The 16,500-nt window shown below is 52.4% G+C and carries 14 protein-coding genes and 1 tRNA gene; 9 read left to right on the top strand and 6 right to left on the bottom strand.

The window, feature by feature from the left end; genetic code table 11:
- The first annotated feature begins 226 nt into the window (after window positions 1-226).
- The 5 genes from HOL66_13450 to rodA all read left to right on the top strand — a co-directional run bounded on the left by HOL66_13450 (window position 227) and on the right by rodA (window position 5,988).
- On the top strand, window positions 227-1,267 hold the full coding sequence (locus HOL66_13450; GenBank protein MBT5245237.1) for a rod shape-determining protein: 1,041 nt from the start codon (window positions 227-229) through the stop codon (window positions 1,265-1,267).
- A gap of 258 nt (window positions 1,268-1,525) precedes the next feature.
- Window positions 1,526-2,419, top strand: a complete 894-nt coding sequence (mreC, locus tag HOL66_13455; GenBank protein MBT5245238.1) for a rod shape-determining protein MreC — start codon at window positions 1,526-1,528, stop codon at window positions 2,417-2,419.
- Complete coding sequence (gene mreD, locus HOL66_13460) at window positions 2,416-2,931, top strand: rod shape-determining protein MreD (GenBank protein MBT5245239.1); 516 nt, start codon at window positions 2,416-2,418, stop codon at window positions 2,929-2,931. The genes mreC and mreD overlap by 4 nt, the downstream gene beginning before the upstream one ends.
- 10 nt (window positions 2,932-2,941) lie before the next feature.
- Window positions 2,942-4,843 (top strand): penicillin-binding protein 2, encoded by a 1,902-nt coding sequence (gene mrdA / locus HOL66_13465; GenBank protein MBT5245240.1) that lies wholly within the window; start codon window positions 2,942-2,944, stop codon window positions 4,841-4,843.
- The gene (rodA, locus tag HOL66_13470) at window positions 4,840-5,988 is read left to right on the top strand and encodes a rod shape-determining protein RodA (GenBank protein ID MBT5245241.1); all 1,149 of its coding nucleotides are present in this window, start codon (window positions 4,840-4,842) and stop codon (window positions 5,986-5,988) included. Before mrdA ends, rodA begins: the two co-directional genes overlap by 4 nt.
- Window positions 5,989-6,001: 13 nt before the next feature.
- Here rodA and HOL66_13475 read toward each other — a convergent pair whose 3' ends face one another.
- From HOL66_13475 to ugpB, 6 genes are all read right to left on the bottom strand, one after another.
- Window positions 6,002-6,838: a phosphodiesterase gene (locus HOL66_13475; protein MBT5245242.1), complete on the bottom strand. Its 837-nt coding sequence runs from the start codon at window positions 6,836-6,838 to the stop codon at window positions 6,002-6,004.
- 21 nt (window positions 6,839-6,859) lie between these two features.
- On the bottom strand, window positions 6,860-7,852 hold the full coding sequence (locus tag HOL66_13480) for a glycerophosphodiester phosphodiesterase (protein ID MBT5245243.1): 993 nt from the start codon (window positions 7,850-7,852) through the stop codon (window positions 6,860-6,862).
- Between the two features lie 26 nt (window positions 7,853-7,878).
- Entirely contained in the window at window positions 7,879-8,955 is a 1,077-nt protein-coding gene (locus HOL66_13485) for a sn-glycerol-3-phosphate import ATP-binding protein UgpC (protein ID MBT5245244.1), read from the bottom strand.
- 21 nt (window positions 8,956-8,976) lie between these two features.
- Window positions 8,977-9,825 (bottom strand): sn-glycerol-3-phosphate ABC transporter permease UgpE, encoded by an 849-nt coding sequence (ugpE, locus tag HOL66_13490; GenBank protein ID MBT5245245.1) that lies wholly within the window; start codon window positions 9,823-9,825, stop codon window positions 8,977-8,979.
- A complete protein-coding gene (ugpA, locus tag HOL66_13495; protein MBT5245246.1) occupies window positions 9,825-10,706 on the bottom strand; it encodes a sn-glycerol-3-phosphate ABC transporter permease UgpA in 882 nt (293 codons plus the stop codon). Before ugpA ends, ugpE begins: the two co-directional genes overlap by 1 nt.
- Before the next feature lie 81 nt (window positions 10,707-10,787).
- Window positions 10,788-12,101, bottom strand: a complete 1,314-nt coding sequence (gene ugpB, locus HOL66_13500) for a sn-glycerol-3-phosphate ABC transporter substrate-binding protein UgpB (protein ID MBT5245247.1) — start codon at window positions 12,099-12,101, stop codon at window positions 10,788-10,790.
- 236 nt (window positions 12,102-12,337) lie between these two features.
- On the opposite strand from ugpB, the gene HOL66_13505 reads away from it, so the two are divergent.
- The 4 genes from HOL66_13505 (at window position 12,338) to HOL66_13520 (ending at window position 16,312) form a co-directional block, all read left to right on the top strand.
- Window positions 12,338-13,231 carry a LysR family transcriptional regulator gene (locus HOL66_13505; protein MBT5245248.1) on the top strand — a complete coding sequence of 298 codons (894 nt, stop codon included), beginning with the start codon at window positions 12,338-12,340 and terminating at the stop codon, window positions 13,229-13,231.
- A gap of 9 nt (window positions 13,232-13,240) precedes the next feature.
- A complete protein-coding gene (gene glpD, locus HOL66_13510; protein ID MBT5245249.1) occupies window positions 13,241-14,779 on the top strand; it encodes a glycerol-3-phosphate dehydrogenase in 1,539 nt (512 codons plus the stop codon).
- The gene (locus HOL66_13515; GenBank protein MBT5245250.1) at window positions 14,766-16,169 is read left to right on the top strand and encodes an amidase; all 1,404 of its coding nucleotides are present in this window, start codon (window positions 14,766-14,768) and stop codon (window positions 16,167-16,169) included. Before glpD ends, HOL66_13515 begins: the two co-directional genes overlap by 14 nt.
- Before the next feature lie 67 nt (window positions 16,170-16,236).
- Window positions 16,237-16,312 (top strand) — tRNA-Lys (locus HOL66_13520).
- The last annotated feature ends 188 nt before the right edge of the window (window positions 16,313-16,500 follow it).

The raw sequence follows: 16,500 nt of genomic DNA on the forward strand, positions 1-16,500 counted from the left end.
ACGTTTAGTTTGAACACAACGTGTTCAAACTAAACGTGAACTGATCTAGATTGGAAAAACCAAGCAAAAATGGCCCTAACATTTTGAAATCGATCAAATTATCAGCACTTAAATGTTTGTGTTTAAATGCAGTTTGATCTGGTATTGAGGGCAATGCTTTTTTATAACAGTGGTGCCGGGGATTCGTCTCCGGCACCGATTTTTTAAATAATGGATATGTGAGAAGATGTTTTCCAGACTTTTCGGCTTCCTGTCGGCAGATATGGCCATCGATTTGGGAACGGCCAATACCCTGGTCTATGTAAAGGGTAGGGGGATTGTTCTGAACGAGCCTTCGGTTGTCGCCATTGTCGAGATCAAGGGCAAGAAGCAGGTTCTCGCCGTTGGTGAGGAAGCCAAGCGTATGCTTGGTCGCACACCGGGAAATATCCGCGCTATCCGGCCGCTTCGTGACGGTGTGATCGCCGACTTTGAAGTCGCCGAAGAAATGATCAAGTATTTCATTCGCAAGGTACACAACCGGCGCAGCTTCGCCAGTCCGCTGGTCATCGTTTGTGTCCCCTCGGGTTCAACCGCCGTTGAACGCCGGGCCATTCAGGAATCAGCTGAAAGCGCCGGCGCCCGTAAAGTTCTGTTGATTGAAGAACCGATGGCCGCGGCCATTGGCGCCGGCTTGCCGGTTACCGAACCGACAGGTTCCATGGTTGTCGATATTGGCGGTGGCACGACCGAGGTCGCGGTGCTGTCCCTTGGCGGTATTGTTTACGCGCGTTCGGTGCGTGTCGGCGGCGACAAGATGGACGAGGCGATCATCGGCTATATCCGTCGCAACCATAATCTGCTGGTTGGTGAAAGCAGCGCCTCGCGGATCAAGGAAGAAATCGGCTCCGCCTGTCCGCCTGATGAAGGCGACGGCCGGACCATGGAAATCAAGGGCCGTGATCTGATGAACGGGGTTCCCAAGGAACTGATTATTTCCGAACGGCAAATCGCCGAAAGTCTGGCCGAACCGGTCGGCGCTATTATCGAGGCGGTCAAAGTGGCGCTCGAACATACCGAACCGGAACTGGCCGCCGATATCGTCGATAAAGGCATCGTCCTGACCGGCGGCGGCGGCTTGCTGAGCAATCTGGATTTCGTGCTTCGCCACGCTACCGGCCTGCCGGTTTCACTGGCCGATGATCCGCTATCTTGTGTGGTTCTTGGCACCGGTCGCGCACTGGAAGAAATGAAGCGTCTGAAAGACGTTCTGACAAGCATGTACTAGATCAGTTCACGTTTCGTTTGAACACGTTGTGTTCGAACGAAACGTGAAAAACTGATCGATTTTTAAAGAGCGAACCGATTCACACGCTTAAACGGAATCAAGTAATGATTCTGTTTAAGCGTGATCGGCTCTAGGTTTTTTAGAGAGACCTCTTCCCCCCATTCCCACGAAAGCATATATTAAGAATTGAGTGATAAGCCTTAATGGCTTAAGCACTTATTTCGCCTGGGTTATTGACAGTTTTTAAAGGGAGCAGACGTGAAAGAACGTTCACGTTTTACGCACCGTGTTTCGGCCCCGATCCGGGGCTTTGGCCAGCGGTTTGTCTTTTTGGCGCTGGTTGTAGCGGCGTTCGCGCTGATGCTGGTGGGCAAGGCCGATGTCACCATGATGGAACGTTTCCGGGCCCAGGTGACGGACGCCGTCGCCCCCATTCTTGATGTCATGTCACGGCCCGTCGCCACCGCCAACGAAGTCATCGCCGAAGTACGGGTGCTGGGCGTTATCGCCGAAGAAAACAGGAACCTGCGCCTCGACAAGGAACGCCTGCTGCACTGGCAAGTTGTTGCCCGCAAACTGGAGGCGGAAAACAAGGCCCTTCGCGCGCAACTGAAATATATTCCGGCGCCCGAGGCAAGTTACGTAACAGCCCGGGTGATTGCCGACACCGGCGGCTCTTTCGCGCATTCCCTTCTTCTTAACATTGGCGTCCAACCCGGTATCAACAAGGGACAGGCTGTGGTGACTGGTGATGGTCTCGTCGGCCGGATTGCCGGTGTCGGTGATCGTTCCACCCGGGTCCTGCTGATTACGGATTTGAACTCGCGCATTCCGGTGCTGATTGAAGCAACCCGCACCCGCGCCATTCTTGCCGGTAATAACACCAACAGGCTGCGGCTCATTCATTTACCGCCCGGTGCCACTGTTTCACCCGGCGACCGGGTCGTTACCTCCGGTCATGGCGGCGCTTTTCCTGTCGGTTTGCCCGTCGGCCTTGTCGATGGGGTCAGTGATGCCGGTATATCCGTGCAACCGTTTGTGACCCGCGACAGGCTCGAATATGTGCGCGTTCTTGATTATGGCCTGAAGGGAATCATCGACGACCCGAAGTCTTCGGATAAATCCGCGGAGGGCGGAAAGGGCAAGCCATGAAACCGGTATTCTGGTCACGCCTGGATCTGGCGGCTCGACGCTTTACCCCCTTCGGATTGACGGTTCTGCTGGTCCTCCTCAACACCTTACCTTTGAAGGTGCCCGGTTTGACCCAGGTGATGCCATTGTTGCCGTTGATGTCGATCTATCTTTGGGCCGTCCATCAACCCGACCTGATGCCCCTCTACGCAGTCTTTCTGGTTGGCATTTTGCAGGATACCTTAAGTGGCGTCCCGCTTGGCGTTTACGGCCTGACCAACCTGATCGTCTATGCCACCATTCTTTGGCAGCGCCGTTTTCTGGCCGGCAAACCTTTTGCCGTCATATGGGTCGGCTTCACCGTCGTCGCCGCAGGGGCGGTGATCATTGGCTGGATTTTGATATCGTCACTCAACACAACGTTAATTGAGCCAGGCGCGATGGCTTTTCAGTATTTGATTTCGCTGGGCGTCTTTCCGCTGCTGGCGTGGTTATTCATGCGCTGGCAACGGGCTTTTCTTGATCATGTATAGATGACCTGCCATGCATAGAGACAGTGAACGTCATAAACAGTTTTCCCGCCGCACGGCCATACTCGCCGGTGGCAAGGCGGTACTGCTGTCAGCCCTTGTCGGGCGCATGTATTATTTGCAAGTGGTCGAGGCCGACCGCTACAAAACCCTGGCCGAAGATAACCGCATCAGCTTCCGGCTACTGGCGCCGCCGCGTGGGCGCATCGTTGATCGTTTCGGGGTGCCTATTGCCGACAATCAACAGAACTACCGTGTCGTGCTTGTGCCTGAGCAAACCGATGATGTAGAGGAAACCCTGATCAGGCTGGGCCGTATTATTCCGATCCGTCAGGGAGAGAAGAAACGCATTCTGCGTGATGTTGGCCGCAGCCGTGGTTTTGTGCCGGTGACCCTGCGTGAAAATCTGAGCTGGGAAGACGTCGCCCATATCGAGGTCAACACGCCCGACCTTCCCGGTGTGATGATTGATGTTGGGCAAAGCCGCTTTTACCCCTTCGCAAGGGAGATGGCCCATATTCTGGGTTATGTGGCGGCGGTGTCCGAAGGTGAAACAGGAAGCAACCCGTTGCTTGAATTGCCGGGTTTCCGCATTGGCAAGTCGGGCATCGAAAAAGTATACGATCTGGCGCTCAGGGGTGCTGGCGGTAGCTCACAAGTCGAAGTCAACGCCTTCGGGCGGGTTATCCGCGAGCTAAAACGCAGTGAAGGCCAGCCGGGCACCCGCCTGCAACTGACCATAGATTCAGGTCTTCAGCAGATGACCTCCAAACGCCTTGGCGAGAAAAGCGGCTCGGTGGTTGTCATGGATGTCCATTCCGGCGATGTACTGGCGATGGTGTCGACCCCCGGCTTTGACCCCAACGCCTTTAACAAGGGCCTCAGCACCGAACAATGGAACGCGCTTATCTCTAACGACAGGGCACCGCTGACCAACAAGTCGATCGCCGGCAATTACGCACCGGGCTCAACCTTCAAGATGATTGTCGCCCTGGCGGCATTGGAGAAGGGGGTTATCTCTGCCGAAAGCGAGGTCTTCTGTACAGGCAAAACCAAACTGGGCAACGCCACGTTCCATTGCTGGAAGAAGGGCGGTCATGGTGTCGTCAACCTGAACAAGGGGATATCCCAGTCCTGCGATGTTTATTTTTATGATGTTGCCCGCCGCACCGGTATCGAGCGGATTGCCGAAATGGCGCGCCGTTTTGGGCTTGGCGAGCAACTGGGTCTTGATCTTCCCGGCGAGCGGGCAGGACTTATCCCAAGTGACGAATGGAAAAGGGGCGTCATCGGCGCACCCTGGCAAAAGGGTGAAACATTACTGGCCGGAATCGGTCAGGGCTACGTCCTGACAACCCCCTTGCAACTGGCCGTCATGACGGCAAGGCTGGCCAATGGCGGGGTCGTGGTGAACCCGCATCTGACCCGAAATATCGTCACCGCTGACGGTGTTGCCCCCAGGCAGGCAAAAGAGCCTATGGATATCGGTCTCGTTCCCGGTCATTTGGCGCTGGTTCGCGAGGCCATGGAAACCGTCGTCAATCAACCCACCGGCACCGCTTTCCGCTCCCGTATCAGGGCCCCGGAATTCCGCATGGCCGGTAAAACCGGGACGGCCCAGGTCCGTCGAATCAGTAAACTGGAAAGGGAAAACCGGGTCCTCAAAAATGACGAGTTGCCGTGGAAAGAACGCGATCATGCCTTATTCGTCGGTTATGCACCCATCGCGGCCCCGCGTTATGCCGTTTCGGTTGTTATTGAACATGGTGGCGGTGGCTCCAGGGTGGCCGCACCCATTGCCCGGGATGTTCTGGAAGAAGCCCAGCGCCGGGATGCGGCGCGTCCGGGTGAGGAAATCTCCATCGAGAAAGCCTCAGGCGGGCAGGGCACTTCGACATCGAGTGTTAAATTATGATTGGTGATATTCTCAATAAATCCAACCTGACCTTAGGGCAACGTCTCTGGCGATTGCACTGGCTATTTGTGCTGGTGTTGATCATCACCGCGACAGTCGGCTTTATCATGCTTTATTCGGCCGCCAACGGTTCGCTTGAGCCATGGGCCGGACGGCAGATGGGGCGTTTCGGGATTGGCCTTCTCGCCATGCTGGTTGTCGCCATGACCAACCTCAGGTTATGGCTCAAATATTCTTACGCTTTCTACGGGGTGACCCTGCTTCTGCTAGGGGCGGTTGAGTTCGGTGGCACCATCGGCATGGGGGCGCAACGCTGGATTGATCTTGGCGTTTTCAACCTGCAGCCCTCGGAATTGATGAAAATCGCTCTGGTTCTTGCCCTCGCCCGTTATTTCCACAGCGGCAACATGGAAGATATCGGCAGGCCCACATACCTGATCGTTCCGCTGCTTCTGGTTGCCGCCCCGACCGCCCTGGTCCTGCGCCAGCCGGATTTGGGAACCGCCCTGATGCTGGTCATCGGTGGCGGGGCTATCTTTTTCGTCGCCGGGATCAGGATATGGAAATTCGCCCTGGTCTTTCTGGCCGCACTGATTTCGGCTCCCATTGGCTGGCAGTTTCTTCGTGAATACCAGAAGCAACGGGTGCTGACGTTCCTGAACCCGGAATCCGATCCATTGGGTGCCGGCTATCATATCATTCAGTCGAAAATTGCGCTCGGCTCCGGTGGCCTGTTCGGCAAGGGTTTCATGCAGGGCTCGCAAAGCCATCTCAGTTTTCTGCCTGAAAAACAAACCGATTTCATCTTCACCATGCTGGCCGAGGAATTCGGTCTGGTTGGCGGGCTTGGGTTGCTGGGGCTTTACGTTTTGATTTTGGCTTACTGCTTCACGATATCGCTCAATTGCCGCAATCACTTCGGGCGGTTGGTCGGCATGGGGGTGACGACGACATTTTTCCTCTACGTTTTCATCAATATCGCCATGGTTATGGGACTGATACCGGTGGTCGGCATTCCGTTGCCGCTGATCTCCTACGGCGGTACGGCGATGATGACCCTGTTGCTCGGTTTCGGCCTGTTGATGTCCGTCCACATCAATCGCGACGAGGCCATTGGCAGACGCGGCGCCGCCGATGATTTTTAGGCAAGCCTGAGTGCTAACAGCCAGCCACAACATATTCGCCGGTGCGTTCAAATATCCATCGTCCCTTATCATCAAGAACCATCTTCGTTTCATCAAGGAAATCGTGAAGATGAACCAACACATTTCCATCCTCAATAAAAATGACTGCGTAGGCAGGTGGTTCGTAGCTTTTGGGAACGTAGCCGGGGGCAGTAAAATCAAAGGCGACCCCGTGATTGGTGCCTCTTAATGCTGAAAAAGGAATTCCCTGCCAACTCCCCGAAATGGGTCTATGAACATGACCGAAAAACAAATGGCGAATGTTATCGTGTCGGTAAAGTACTTCCGCAAACGCTTCCTTGTCCTGAAGCCCAAGTGCATCAAGGCTGGGCAAACCGACATCGAACGGCGGATGATGCATGAATAAAAAAACAGGTCGTCCCTGTGCCTTTTCCAGTTGATCGGTTAGCCAATGCCGCCGTTTTTCACAATAAAGGCCCAGGTGAGAACCCTGGTCGACGGTATCGAGAAAGATGAAATCTCCCTCGTCGTTTCTTTGAGTGCTTTGCACAAAACCATTGTTATCTTTTTCAAGTTCGGGAAACGCCGCGCTCAGGTTTTGCCGATTGTCATGATTGCCCATCATCAAAATAGCCGGTGGGGTAAGGGCGTTAATTATTTCCCTAAACGCCTGATATGCTTCGGGCTTTCCGGCATCGGTCAAATCGCCACTGAAGACGCAAAAGTCCGCATCAGAATGATTTGATTCAATATCAGCTACGCAGGTTTGCAGTCGTACTATGGGTGAAAGACAGCTGATCATCTCATCGGGTGCACCAAGATGAGTATCAGTAATTTGAATGATTTTCATATCACTACCTGTCAATTTTACTTAGGGAGAAACGGGCGTCTGTTTTGGAAGGGGCATGCCGCGTTTCTCAAGGACACCGCGTAGGCGGTCAGGATAATCGGTAATAATACCATCGACCCCCATATCGATAAGGGCCTCCATACGATCTGTGTCGTTGACGGTCCAGACTTTGACCTTTAGCCCCAGGTCATGTGCCTGTTTGACCTTTTCGGCAGTCATTTCCGGATGGAATGCCGACCAGATTTGCCCCCCGGCCTTCTTCACCATTTCCGGTACATTACCCGCGTAATTGTCAATGTCGTGTCCGGCTGTCCATGGGGAAGGGCCAGGTTTTCCCATGAGTAGGTTATCGTACCAATCCTGTTGAACGGTCAGGTAAGACGTAGGAATATTTGGCGCCTGGCGTTGTGTTTCCTGCAACGTGCGCCAGTCGAAGGACTGAATTGTCACACGAACGGAAAATCCCTGTTGGTGAATAATTTTCAAAAGGGATGAAACGAATTCCCTCGGCTCCAGGAAAAGCTCCGGTTCCGTCGGTCGAAGTTTGGTTTCTATATTGAGTCGCACGTTTTCATTCCCGGATCGTCGGATAAGGTGCAAAACCTCTTCCAGTGTTGGAATGCGGGCTCCATCAACAGCGGTTTGATCTGAGAAGCGTTCGTGATAACGGGTTCCTGGTTTTACACGCCCGACATCAAATGACTTCAATTCCTTTAAAGTCAGGGATCGTATTCCCGGACCAGTTTCATCTAACCATTGACCGTCTTGATTGCGCGTAGTCTCCGGTTCAAGTCTGGGATTATGGGTAACGACGATCGCCCCATCGCTCGTCGCGCCGACATCGAGCTCGAGCGTATTGACGCCAATCGACAAGGCCTTGGCGAAGGATGCAAGAGTATTCTCCGGCATTAACCCCCGCGCACCACGATGGCCCTGAGAATCAAACCCGTTTGCCAAATCGGTCATGCCGAAAAATCCCAGTGCCATAAGTGTGGAAGAAAGTAACCAACGCATATTTCCTGTTCACCTTCTTGACGGTGTTATTCCACGCGCCTGTCATTGTCGGAGTCAAATACATGGATGTTTTTCGGATCAATCATCAAAGGTAGAACTTCACCCGGATCGACACTTCGCACGCCTTCCAGGCGAACGATCAAGTCCGAACTATCATTACCAAACGTCCCATGGACCAGCGTATCCGCACCCAGGTGCTCCACGACCTGTACCGTATATGACATCGTGTGATTTCCACTATCATCGACAATCAGGTGTTCCGGGCGCATGCCGAAGGTAACCTGCTTGCCGGCATGGTTGTGAAAGGCATGGACAAGTTCATGGGATCCACCGCCGGGAAATTCGGCATTTTTTCCATCAGCACTAATCATACCATCGAGAAAATTCATTGAGGGAGAGCCAATAAACCCGGCCACAAATTTTGTAGCTGGATGCTCGTATAGTTCAATGGGTGTCCCCAACTGTTCAACATTGCCACCATTGAGCACCATAAGGCGGTGCCCCAGGGTCATTGCCTCGACCTGATCATGGGTCACATAAACGCTGGTGATACCCAGGCGCTCCTGAAGTTTCTTTATTTCAAGGCGCATTTGCACACGCAGTTTGGCATCCAGATTGGATAAGGGTTCATCGAATAAAAAGACGCTGGGTTCGCGAACAATGGCGCGCCCCATGGCGACACGCTGGCGCTGACCGCCACTAAGTTGTCGGGGAGAGCGGTTCAGATAATCACCTATTTCAAGAATTTCGGCAGCCTTATTGACCCGTTGCTCTATCACATCCTTTGGATGACCTGCGATTTTCAGGCCGTACGCCATGTTGTTAAAAACCGACATGTGCGGATAAAGTGCGTAATTTTGAAACACCATGGCAATGTCGCGCTGGGCAGGTTCCAAATCGTTAACGATACGATCACCAATGGAAATATTGCCACCGGTTACACTTTCCAGGCCCGCAATCATCCTTAGCAGGGTCGATTTCCCGCAGCCACTGGGGCCGACAATGACAACGAATTCACCATCACGGATATGCCAGTCGACACCGTGGATAACCTCCGTTTCGTCGTAGGATTTACACACTTTTTCAAGCAGGATTTCGCTCATGGTTAAAGTTCCATTCTCGGTTTATTTCTCGGTTTCGGTCAGGCCTTTAACAAACAGGCGCTGCATGAATACGACGACGGCTATCGGCGGCAACATGGCCAAAAGGGATGTCATCATGATCAGGTGCCAGTCCGGGGACCGTTCGGCCGTCTGCAGCATTTGCTTGATGCCGATGACAATGGTGTACATGTCCTGATCCGTGGTTATCAAAAGCGGCCACAGGTACTGGTTCCAGCCATAGATGAACAAGATGACGAACAAAGCCGCGATGTTGGTGCGCGACAGCGGCAGCAGAATGTCTATGAAGAAACGCATAGGCCCTGCGCCGTCGATGCGTGCGGCTTCCAGCAATTCATCGGGAATGGTCAGGAACACCTGACGGAACATGAAAGTTGCGGTCGCCGAGGCGATCAACGGAATGCTTAGTCCCCAGTAGGTATTGAGCATGCCAAGATTGGCGACAACCTCAAAGGTCGGAAGGATACGCACCTCGACCGGCAGCATCAGGGTGATGAAAATCATCCAGAAGAAACCCATACGGAAGGGAAATTTGAAATAAACGATGGCGAACGCCGATAAAAGTGAAATGGCGATCTTTCCCAGTGAGATCATCAACGCCATAATCAGGCTGTTGACCAGCATGAAACCCACCGGCGGCAGGCCTGCGCCCTCAACCCCGCCCAACAGGGTCGTCTTCAAATTAATAAAGAATTGATCTCCCGGCAGAAGAGGCAACGGAATTTGAACCATGCGCAAGGCATCGTGTGTGGATGCAACAAAGGTTATCCAGATCGGAAACGCGATAATCGCGACGCCAAAGATTAAAACGAGGTGAGAAATAAAGGTGACAAAGGGACGATGCTCGATCATCAGTACGCAACCCTCTTTTCAACGTAGCGGAACTGAATCACGGTCAGGACAATAACAATCGCCATAAGAATGACCGATTGGGCCGCCGAACCACCGAGATCAAGGCCGATAAAGCCGTCATTAAAGACCTTGTAGATCAATATCTCGGTGGCCTTGGCTGGCCCCCCCCGGGTAACGACGTGGATAATGCCGAAGGTCTCGAAAAACGCATAGACGATGTTCATGACCAACAAGAAGAAGGTTGTCGGTGAAATCAGCGGGAAAATAATAGTAAAGAATCGTCGTACCGGGCCTGCCCCGTCGATGGCTGCGGCCTCGATCAGGGATTTCGGAATGGACTGCATAGCGGCCAGGAAAAACAGGAAATTATAGGCCACCTGTTTCCATGCCGATGCAATGATCACCAGAAACATTGCTTCCGTACCATTGAGCTTGTGATTCCATTCATAGCCAAAGGCGCCCAGCATATAAGTGAAGATGCCGAGTGTCGGGTCGAACATGAAAACCCACAATGCGCCGGAAAGGACAGGAGCAACGGCGTAGGGCCAAATCAGTAAGGTGCGGTAAGTCGTCGCCCCCTTGATCACCCGATCCGCCATCGCCGCCAGAACAAGTGCGAAAGACATCGACAGGAAGGCTACAGAAAATGAAAAGAAGATCGTTCGCTTGAAAGTATCCAGATAGAGTTCATCATCAAAAAGTTCGATGAAGTTATCAAACCAGACAAATTCAGTACTGAGCCCAAAGGCATCTTCAACCAAAAGCGACTGGTATAATGCCTGACTTGCCGGCCATATGAAAAAAACCACCGTAATGATTATTTGTGGCGCAACGAGTAAGAACGGCAATACTGATGGTCCAAAATGGACACGTTTAAGCATGTCTATAAAGCCCTGTATCCGTCAACACCCCCCGGTTTCCATACTATTGGAAAACCGGAGGGATGCTAACTTGGGGAGATATTAATTGTTGGCTTTTTCAAATTTACGAAGCAGCTTGTTGCCCCGTTCAGCGGCATCGTCAAGACCTTGACTCGCCGTTTTGGATCCATTCCAGATCGCTTCCATCTCTTCGTTGATGATGTCCCTGATCTGAACAAAGCTGCCAAAACGCAATCCACGGGAATTGGCCGTAGGAGCATTCAGGCTAAGCTGCTTGATGGCCGTGTCTGTGCCAGGGTTGCTGTTATAGAAGCCCTGCTTTTTTGAAAGCTCGTAGGCCGCCTTGGTAATTGGCACGTATCCCGTTTCCTGATGCCACCAGGCTTGAACTTCGGGCGAGGACAAATAAGTCATGAACTTGGCGACGCCTTTGTAATCGCCTTTGTCGTGACCTTTAAGGACCCACAGGGTTGCACCACCGATGATCGAGTTCTGCGGTTTGCTTGCGGCTTTTGTATCAAGGGGCAACATGCTCTGGCCGAAGGCAAACTTGGCCTGTTTTTTAATGCTGCCATAATAGGCCGATGAATTCATCCACATGCCGCACTCGCCATTAGCATACATGGGAAGGCTGTCGCCACGCGGTCCACCGTAAGTGAACAACTTGTCCTTGGACCAACTGGCAACGTCGCCAATTATATTTTTGACCTTGTCATTATTAAACGTGAATTCGGTATCCAGGCCGCCAAAGCCGTTCTCATTGGTGCCGATTGGCAGGTTATGCCAGGTGCTGTAGTTCTCAATCATGACCCAGGACTGATAGCCAAACGAGAAACCGCATTTGTAACCGGCCGCGACGAGTTTCTCCGAAGCGCTTTTCATGTCGCTCCAGGTTTTGGGAACTGACGTGACCCCCGCCTTTTTGAAAGCGTCCTTGTTGTACCACAACACAGGAGTTGAACTGTTAAATGGCATGGAAAGAAGATCGCCATTGGGTGTCTGATAATAACTGATCACTGCTGGCAGATAGTCAGATTTATCAAATGGTTCGCCGGCGTCCTTCATGACCTGTTCGACCGGATAGACGGCGCCCTTGGCGGCCATCATGGTCGCGGTGCCGACTTCAAACACCTGTACGATGTGGGGCTGCTGTTTGGCCCTGAAGGCAGCGACGGCGGCGGTCATGGTTTCGGTGTAATTGCCCTTGTAGGCGGGCAGGACCTTGTATTCGGATTGGGTTGCATTGAAATCATTGGCAATTTTGTTGACGCGTTCACCGTTGACACCGCCCATAGCGTGCCACCATTGGATTTCTGTAGCGGCGAATGCTGAAGCCGATACGCTGACGCCGACGATGGCTGTAAGCACACCAAGAATTTTCTTTTTAAAAGTCATGAAACATCTCCCTGCAAATAGAAGGCTGCGGATATATAAGCCCCCGGATTAGATTGTTTGTTGTTCGAATGAGCTTAGGCCCAGGCACCTTGGGCTCCCAGAGAAATATGGCTTCACCATCCGAACAGAAAATATTCTAATGAAAACATATCATAATGCAAAGTAAAAAACTGTGGATTAAATATAACAGTATATTATGATACGTATTATCCCATACATTTTGGAATTGCCAAATCATGCCTCTGCCATTACGCCAACTTGAAGCATTCCATGCGGTGGTCGCCAACGGCAACATGACCAAAGCGGCTAAATTCCTTGAAATTTCCCAACCGGCGGTCAGTCGGCTTGTCGCCACACTGGAAGAAAGTCTCGGTTTCCCGCTGTTCCAGCGACTGTCCGGCAGGTTGCGCCCGACACCGGAAGCCCGGGTCATTTTTGACGAGGTCGAAAAGGCACTTGCAAACCTGAATCATATTTCCCGACTGACGGAAAATATTCAGGATAAAAAGACCGGCCACTTGCGGGTCGCCTGTTTGCCGGGCTTTGCAACGTCGCTGCTGCCAAGGGTGTTGGCGCGCTTTTTGAACGAAAGGCCCGGACTGACTCTGACTTTGGAACCCCGGGCGCCAGAAAGGATTCAGGAGTGGATATCGGCGCAACAATTTGATGTCGGTATTTCGGAACAATTTGAGGACAATCCGTCTATTGAGTCCGAAGCGATTCAGATACGAACCGTCTTTGTTGCACCCGAAGGCCATCCGTTGGCAAAGAAGAAATTTGTCACGCCGAAGGATCTCGATGGGTTGCCAATGATTCATAATAATCGGGACCATGCCATTTTTGGTGCTTTGCAACAGGCTTTTAATTCAGCGGGTGCGGAACTAAATGGGGTGGTGGAAAGCAGGCAGTTTGCCCCGGCCTGCATAATGGTTGTTGAAGGTTACGGGGTATCCGTCGTTAGTGAGATTGATGCCCGTGAGTATGAGAATGAAGGATTGGTCATCCGGCCCTTCAAGCCAAACATCCCGTTTCAGATCAATATTCTTTACCCGGCTTTCATGCCACGCTCATTGGCGACAATTGAATTTGTCGAGGCTTTCAAGAAAAGCCTTGAGCCGTTTCGTCTGTAATTTTCAGCCATGATATCGAATCCCCAACCCTTTGATCTCCTTGTTATCGGTGGCGGCATTAATGGTGCTGGCATCGCCTGCGACGCGGCCGGAAGAGGCCTGTCAGTCTGTTTGTGCGAACAAAATGATCTGGCCAGCGCGACATCTTCTGCCAGTAGCAAATTGATCCATGGCGGGCTGCGTTATTTGGAACACTATGAGTTTCGATTGGTTCGCGAAGCCTTGGGCGAACGCGAAGTTATGCTGTCGAAAGCCCCCCATATCATCAAGCCCATGCGTTTTGTACTACCCCATCACAATCAGGTCAGGCCTGCCTGGTTAGTGCGTTTGGGACTCTTCCTGTACGATCATCTGGCGGCCCACCCCCGGCTTCCAAATTGCAGCAGCATTGATCTTTCCCACAATCCCGCTGGTGCCCCATTACGTGACAACATTCGCAAGGGCCATGTTTATTCAGATTGCTGGGTTGACGATGCCCGTCTGGTCGTTCTCAACGCCATGCAGGCTGCTGAAAAAGGCGCCATCATCCAGCCCCGGACAAAACTGACAAAGGCCCAACGCAAAGGGGACCTGTGGGAAGCCCGACTTACCGATACGACAACCGGAGAGGAAAAGACAGTCGTGGCACGTTGTCTGGTCAATGCTGCCGGCCCTTGGGTTCAGGATGTCCTTGATCACGCTCTGGGAATATCAGGCGATGGCGGTATCCAACTCATTAAGGGAAGTCACATCGTCGTCCCCAAGATTCACGACGGAAACCATGCCTATATTCTTCAGAATGAGGACCGCAGGGTCATTTTCGTCATTCCCTATGAAGGCGATTTCTCGCTCATTGGCACGACGGATATCCCTGTTGAAGACGGTCCGGCCAAGCCGAGCGTGGACGACGAGGAAGTCACCTACTTATGCGAAAGCGTCAACGCCTACTTTGACAAAACGATTTCTCCCGACGACGTGGTGTGGACCTATTCCGGCATACGCCCGCTTTACGACGACAATCAGAAAAATCCCTCCAGGGTGACGCGTGAATACGTCCTTGATTTAAATGCCCAAAATGGAGAAGCACCGTTGTTGTCCGTCTTCGGGGGGAAAATCACTACGTACCGCCGCTTGGCCGAACAGGTAATGGAAAAACTGGCCCCATATTTTCCCGGGATGGGAAAGCCCTGGACGGAAGCTTTGCCCCTCCCGGGGGGTGGTATCCCCGAAGGTGATTTTGAGACTTTCGTGTCGACTGTTTACAATAAATATCCCATGCTTGAGGGCGAATTTCTGCGCCGAATGGGGCGTCGTCATGGCGCAATGATTTTCACGGTTCTTGGCAACGCCACGACTCCCGAAGACCTTGGTGAAGACTTTGGTGGTGGATTATGTCAACGAGAGGTAGATTATCTGATCGCCAATGAATGGGCGCAAACGACGGATGACGTATTGTGGCGTCGAACAAAATGCGGCCTGCACATGAGTGAAAATGATCGTCAGAAGGTTGACGAATACGTGATGGAAAAATCGATAAAACAGAAACCAAAAAAACATGACTGCACCTGATAATCTTCATTTTCTGTCCGCCAAAGAATTAACGCATCACTATGCCAGTGGTGAATTATCCCCCGTTGACGTAACCAAAGCAGTGTTTGAGCGGATTGAAAGCGATGGCGCGAATTACAATGCTTTTTGCCTGATCGATCCTGAAAGTGCTTTGGCATCGGCGCGACAGTCCGAACAACGGTGGCACCGGGGAGAACCATGTGGTCTGGTCGATGGCATCCCGACAACAATAAAAGATTTGGTGCTGACCAAGGGTTGGCCGACACTAAGGGGCAGCCGAACAACGGATCCTTCCGGGCCATGGGAAGAAGACGCCCCATCGGTCGATAAATTGCGCAAACACGGGGCTGTCATTCTTGGCAAGACGACAACTCCCGAATTTGGTTCCAAAGGCGTCACCGAAAATCTCCTTACAGGCTCGACCAAGAACGCCTGGAATACATTGCGGACCTCTGGCGGTAGCAGCGGTGGAGCCGGTACGGCGGCAGCCCGCGGTTACGGCGTGCTTCACATTGGCACCGATGGCGCGGGCTCCGTGCGAATTCCGGCATCCTTCGGCGGCGTTTTTGGGTTGAAGCCAACCTTCGGCCGGGTCCCCGTTTTCCCTCCCAGTCCACTGGGAACAGTTTCGCATGTTGGTCCCGTGACGCGCTCAGTTGATGATGCCGCGCGTATGATGAGCGTCATGACAGAACCCGATGAGCGTGATTGGCACGCACTTCCCTACAATGCTTGCGCCTACCACGAAGAACTTGAAAAATCACTGGACGGAATAACCATCGCCTATTCCAAAGACCTGGGTTTCGCCGATGTAGACCCGCAAGTCGCCAGCGCTTGTCAAAAGGCCGTCAAACGGTTTGAAGAAGTCGGCGCACAGGTTGAGGAAATCGACGGTCCCCTTGATGAAGACCCTGTCTGGATAACAGACCGACTGTGGTTCGCCGCATTCTTGAGAATCACCGAAACCCTGAATGAGGATCAAATTGCGCTCATGGATCCGCTGCTCATCGATATGCTTGAGCGGGCGAGGGCGATGAATGTTTTTGAATTGTTGGATGCGCACAGGGCGAGAGAAGACATGGCATTGAAGTTGTGCAACGTGCACAGGAAATACGACCTGCTGGTCACGCCGACAATGCCGATAACTGCTTTCGAGGCGGGTCCATACAATCCGTGGAATAGCCATAAACCCGAGGACTGGATCAGGTGGTCCTCCTTCACCTATCCGTTCAACCTTTCGCAACAACCCGCATCAAGCTGCCCCTGCGGTTTCGATGATGATGGCCTGCCTGTCGGGCTGCAAATCGTTGGTCCCAAGTACGCCGATCATCTTGTATTGCAAGGGTCAAAGGCATTTGAAAAGCTGGCGCCTTTTCAACTTCCTCCTTGATGACGATGACATATCGACAAAGGGCAGTGGCTCTGCTATATCGCTGCCTCCCCTCAATGGGAGCAGGGGGCGCTTAGCTCAGTTGGTAGAGCAGCTGACTCTTAATCAGCGGGTCGTGGGTTCGAATCCCTCAGCGCCTACCAAATAAACCCTTGATTTCATTAGTGAAATCAGGGGTTTTCTTTTTGTTCTTTCCGAATTTATTGCGGCGGTTTGCAGCCGGTTTGCAAAAACCGTTCATTTTGTGTTCTCTTAGCGAAGGATTTTTAGGGGTTGATAGCGTTGAGACATGAGTATTTCACTATGAAATGAGGTTGAAATACGGATGTCC

The sequence above is a fragment of the Rhodospirillaceae bacterium genome (assembly GCA_018662005.1).
In the GTDB taxonomy this organism is placed as follows: Bacteria; Pseudomonadota; Alphaproteobacteria; order Rhodospirillales; family JABHCV01; genus JACNJU01.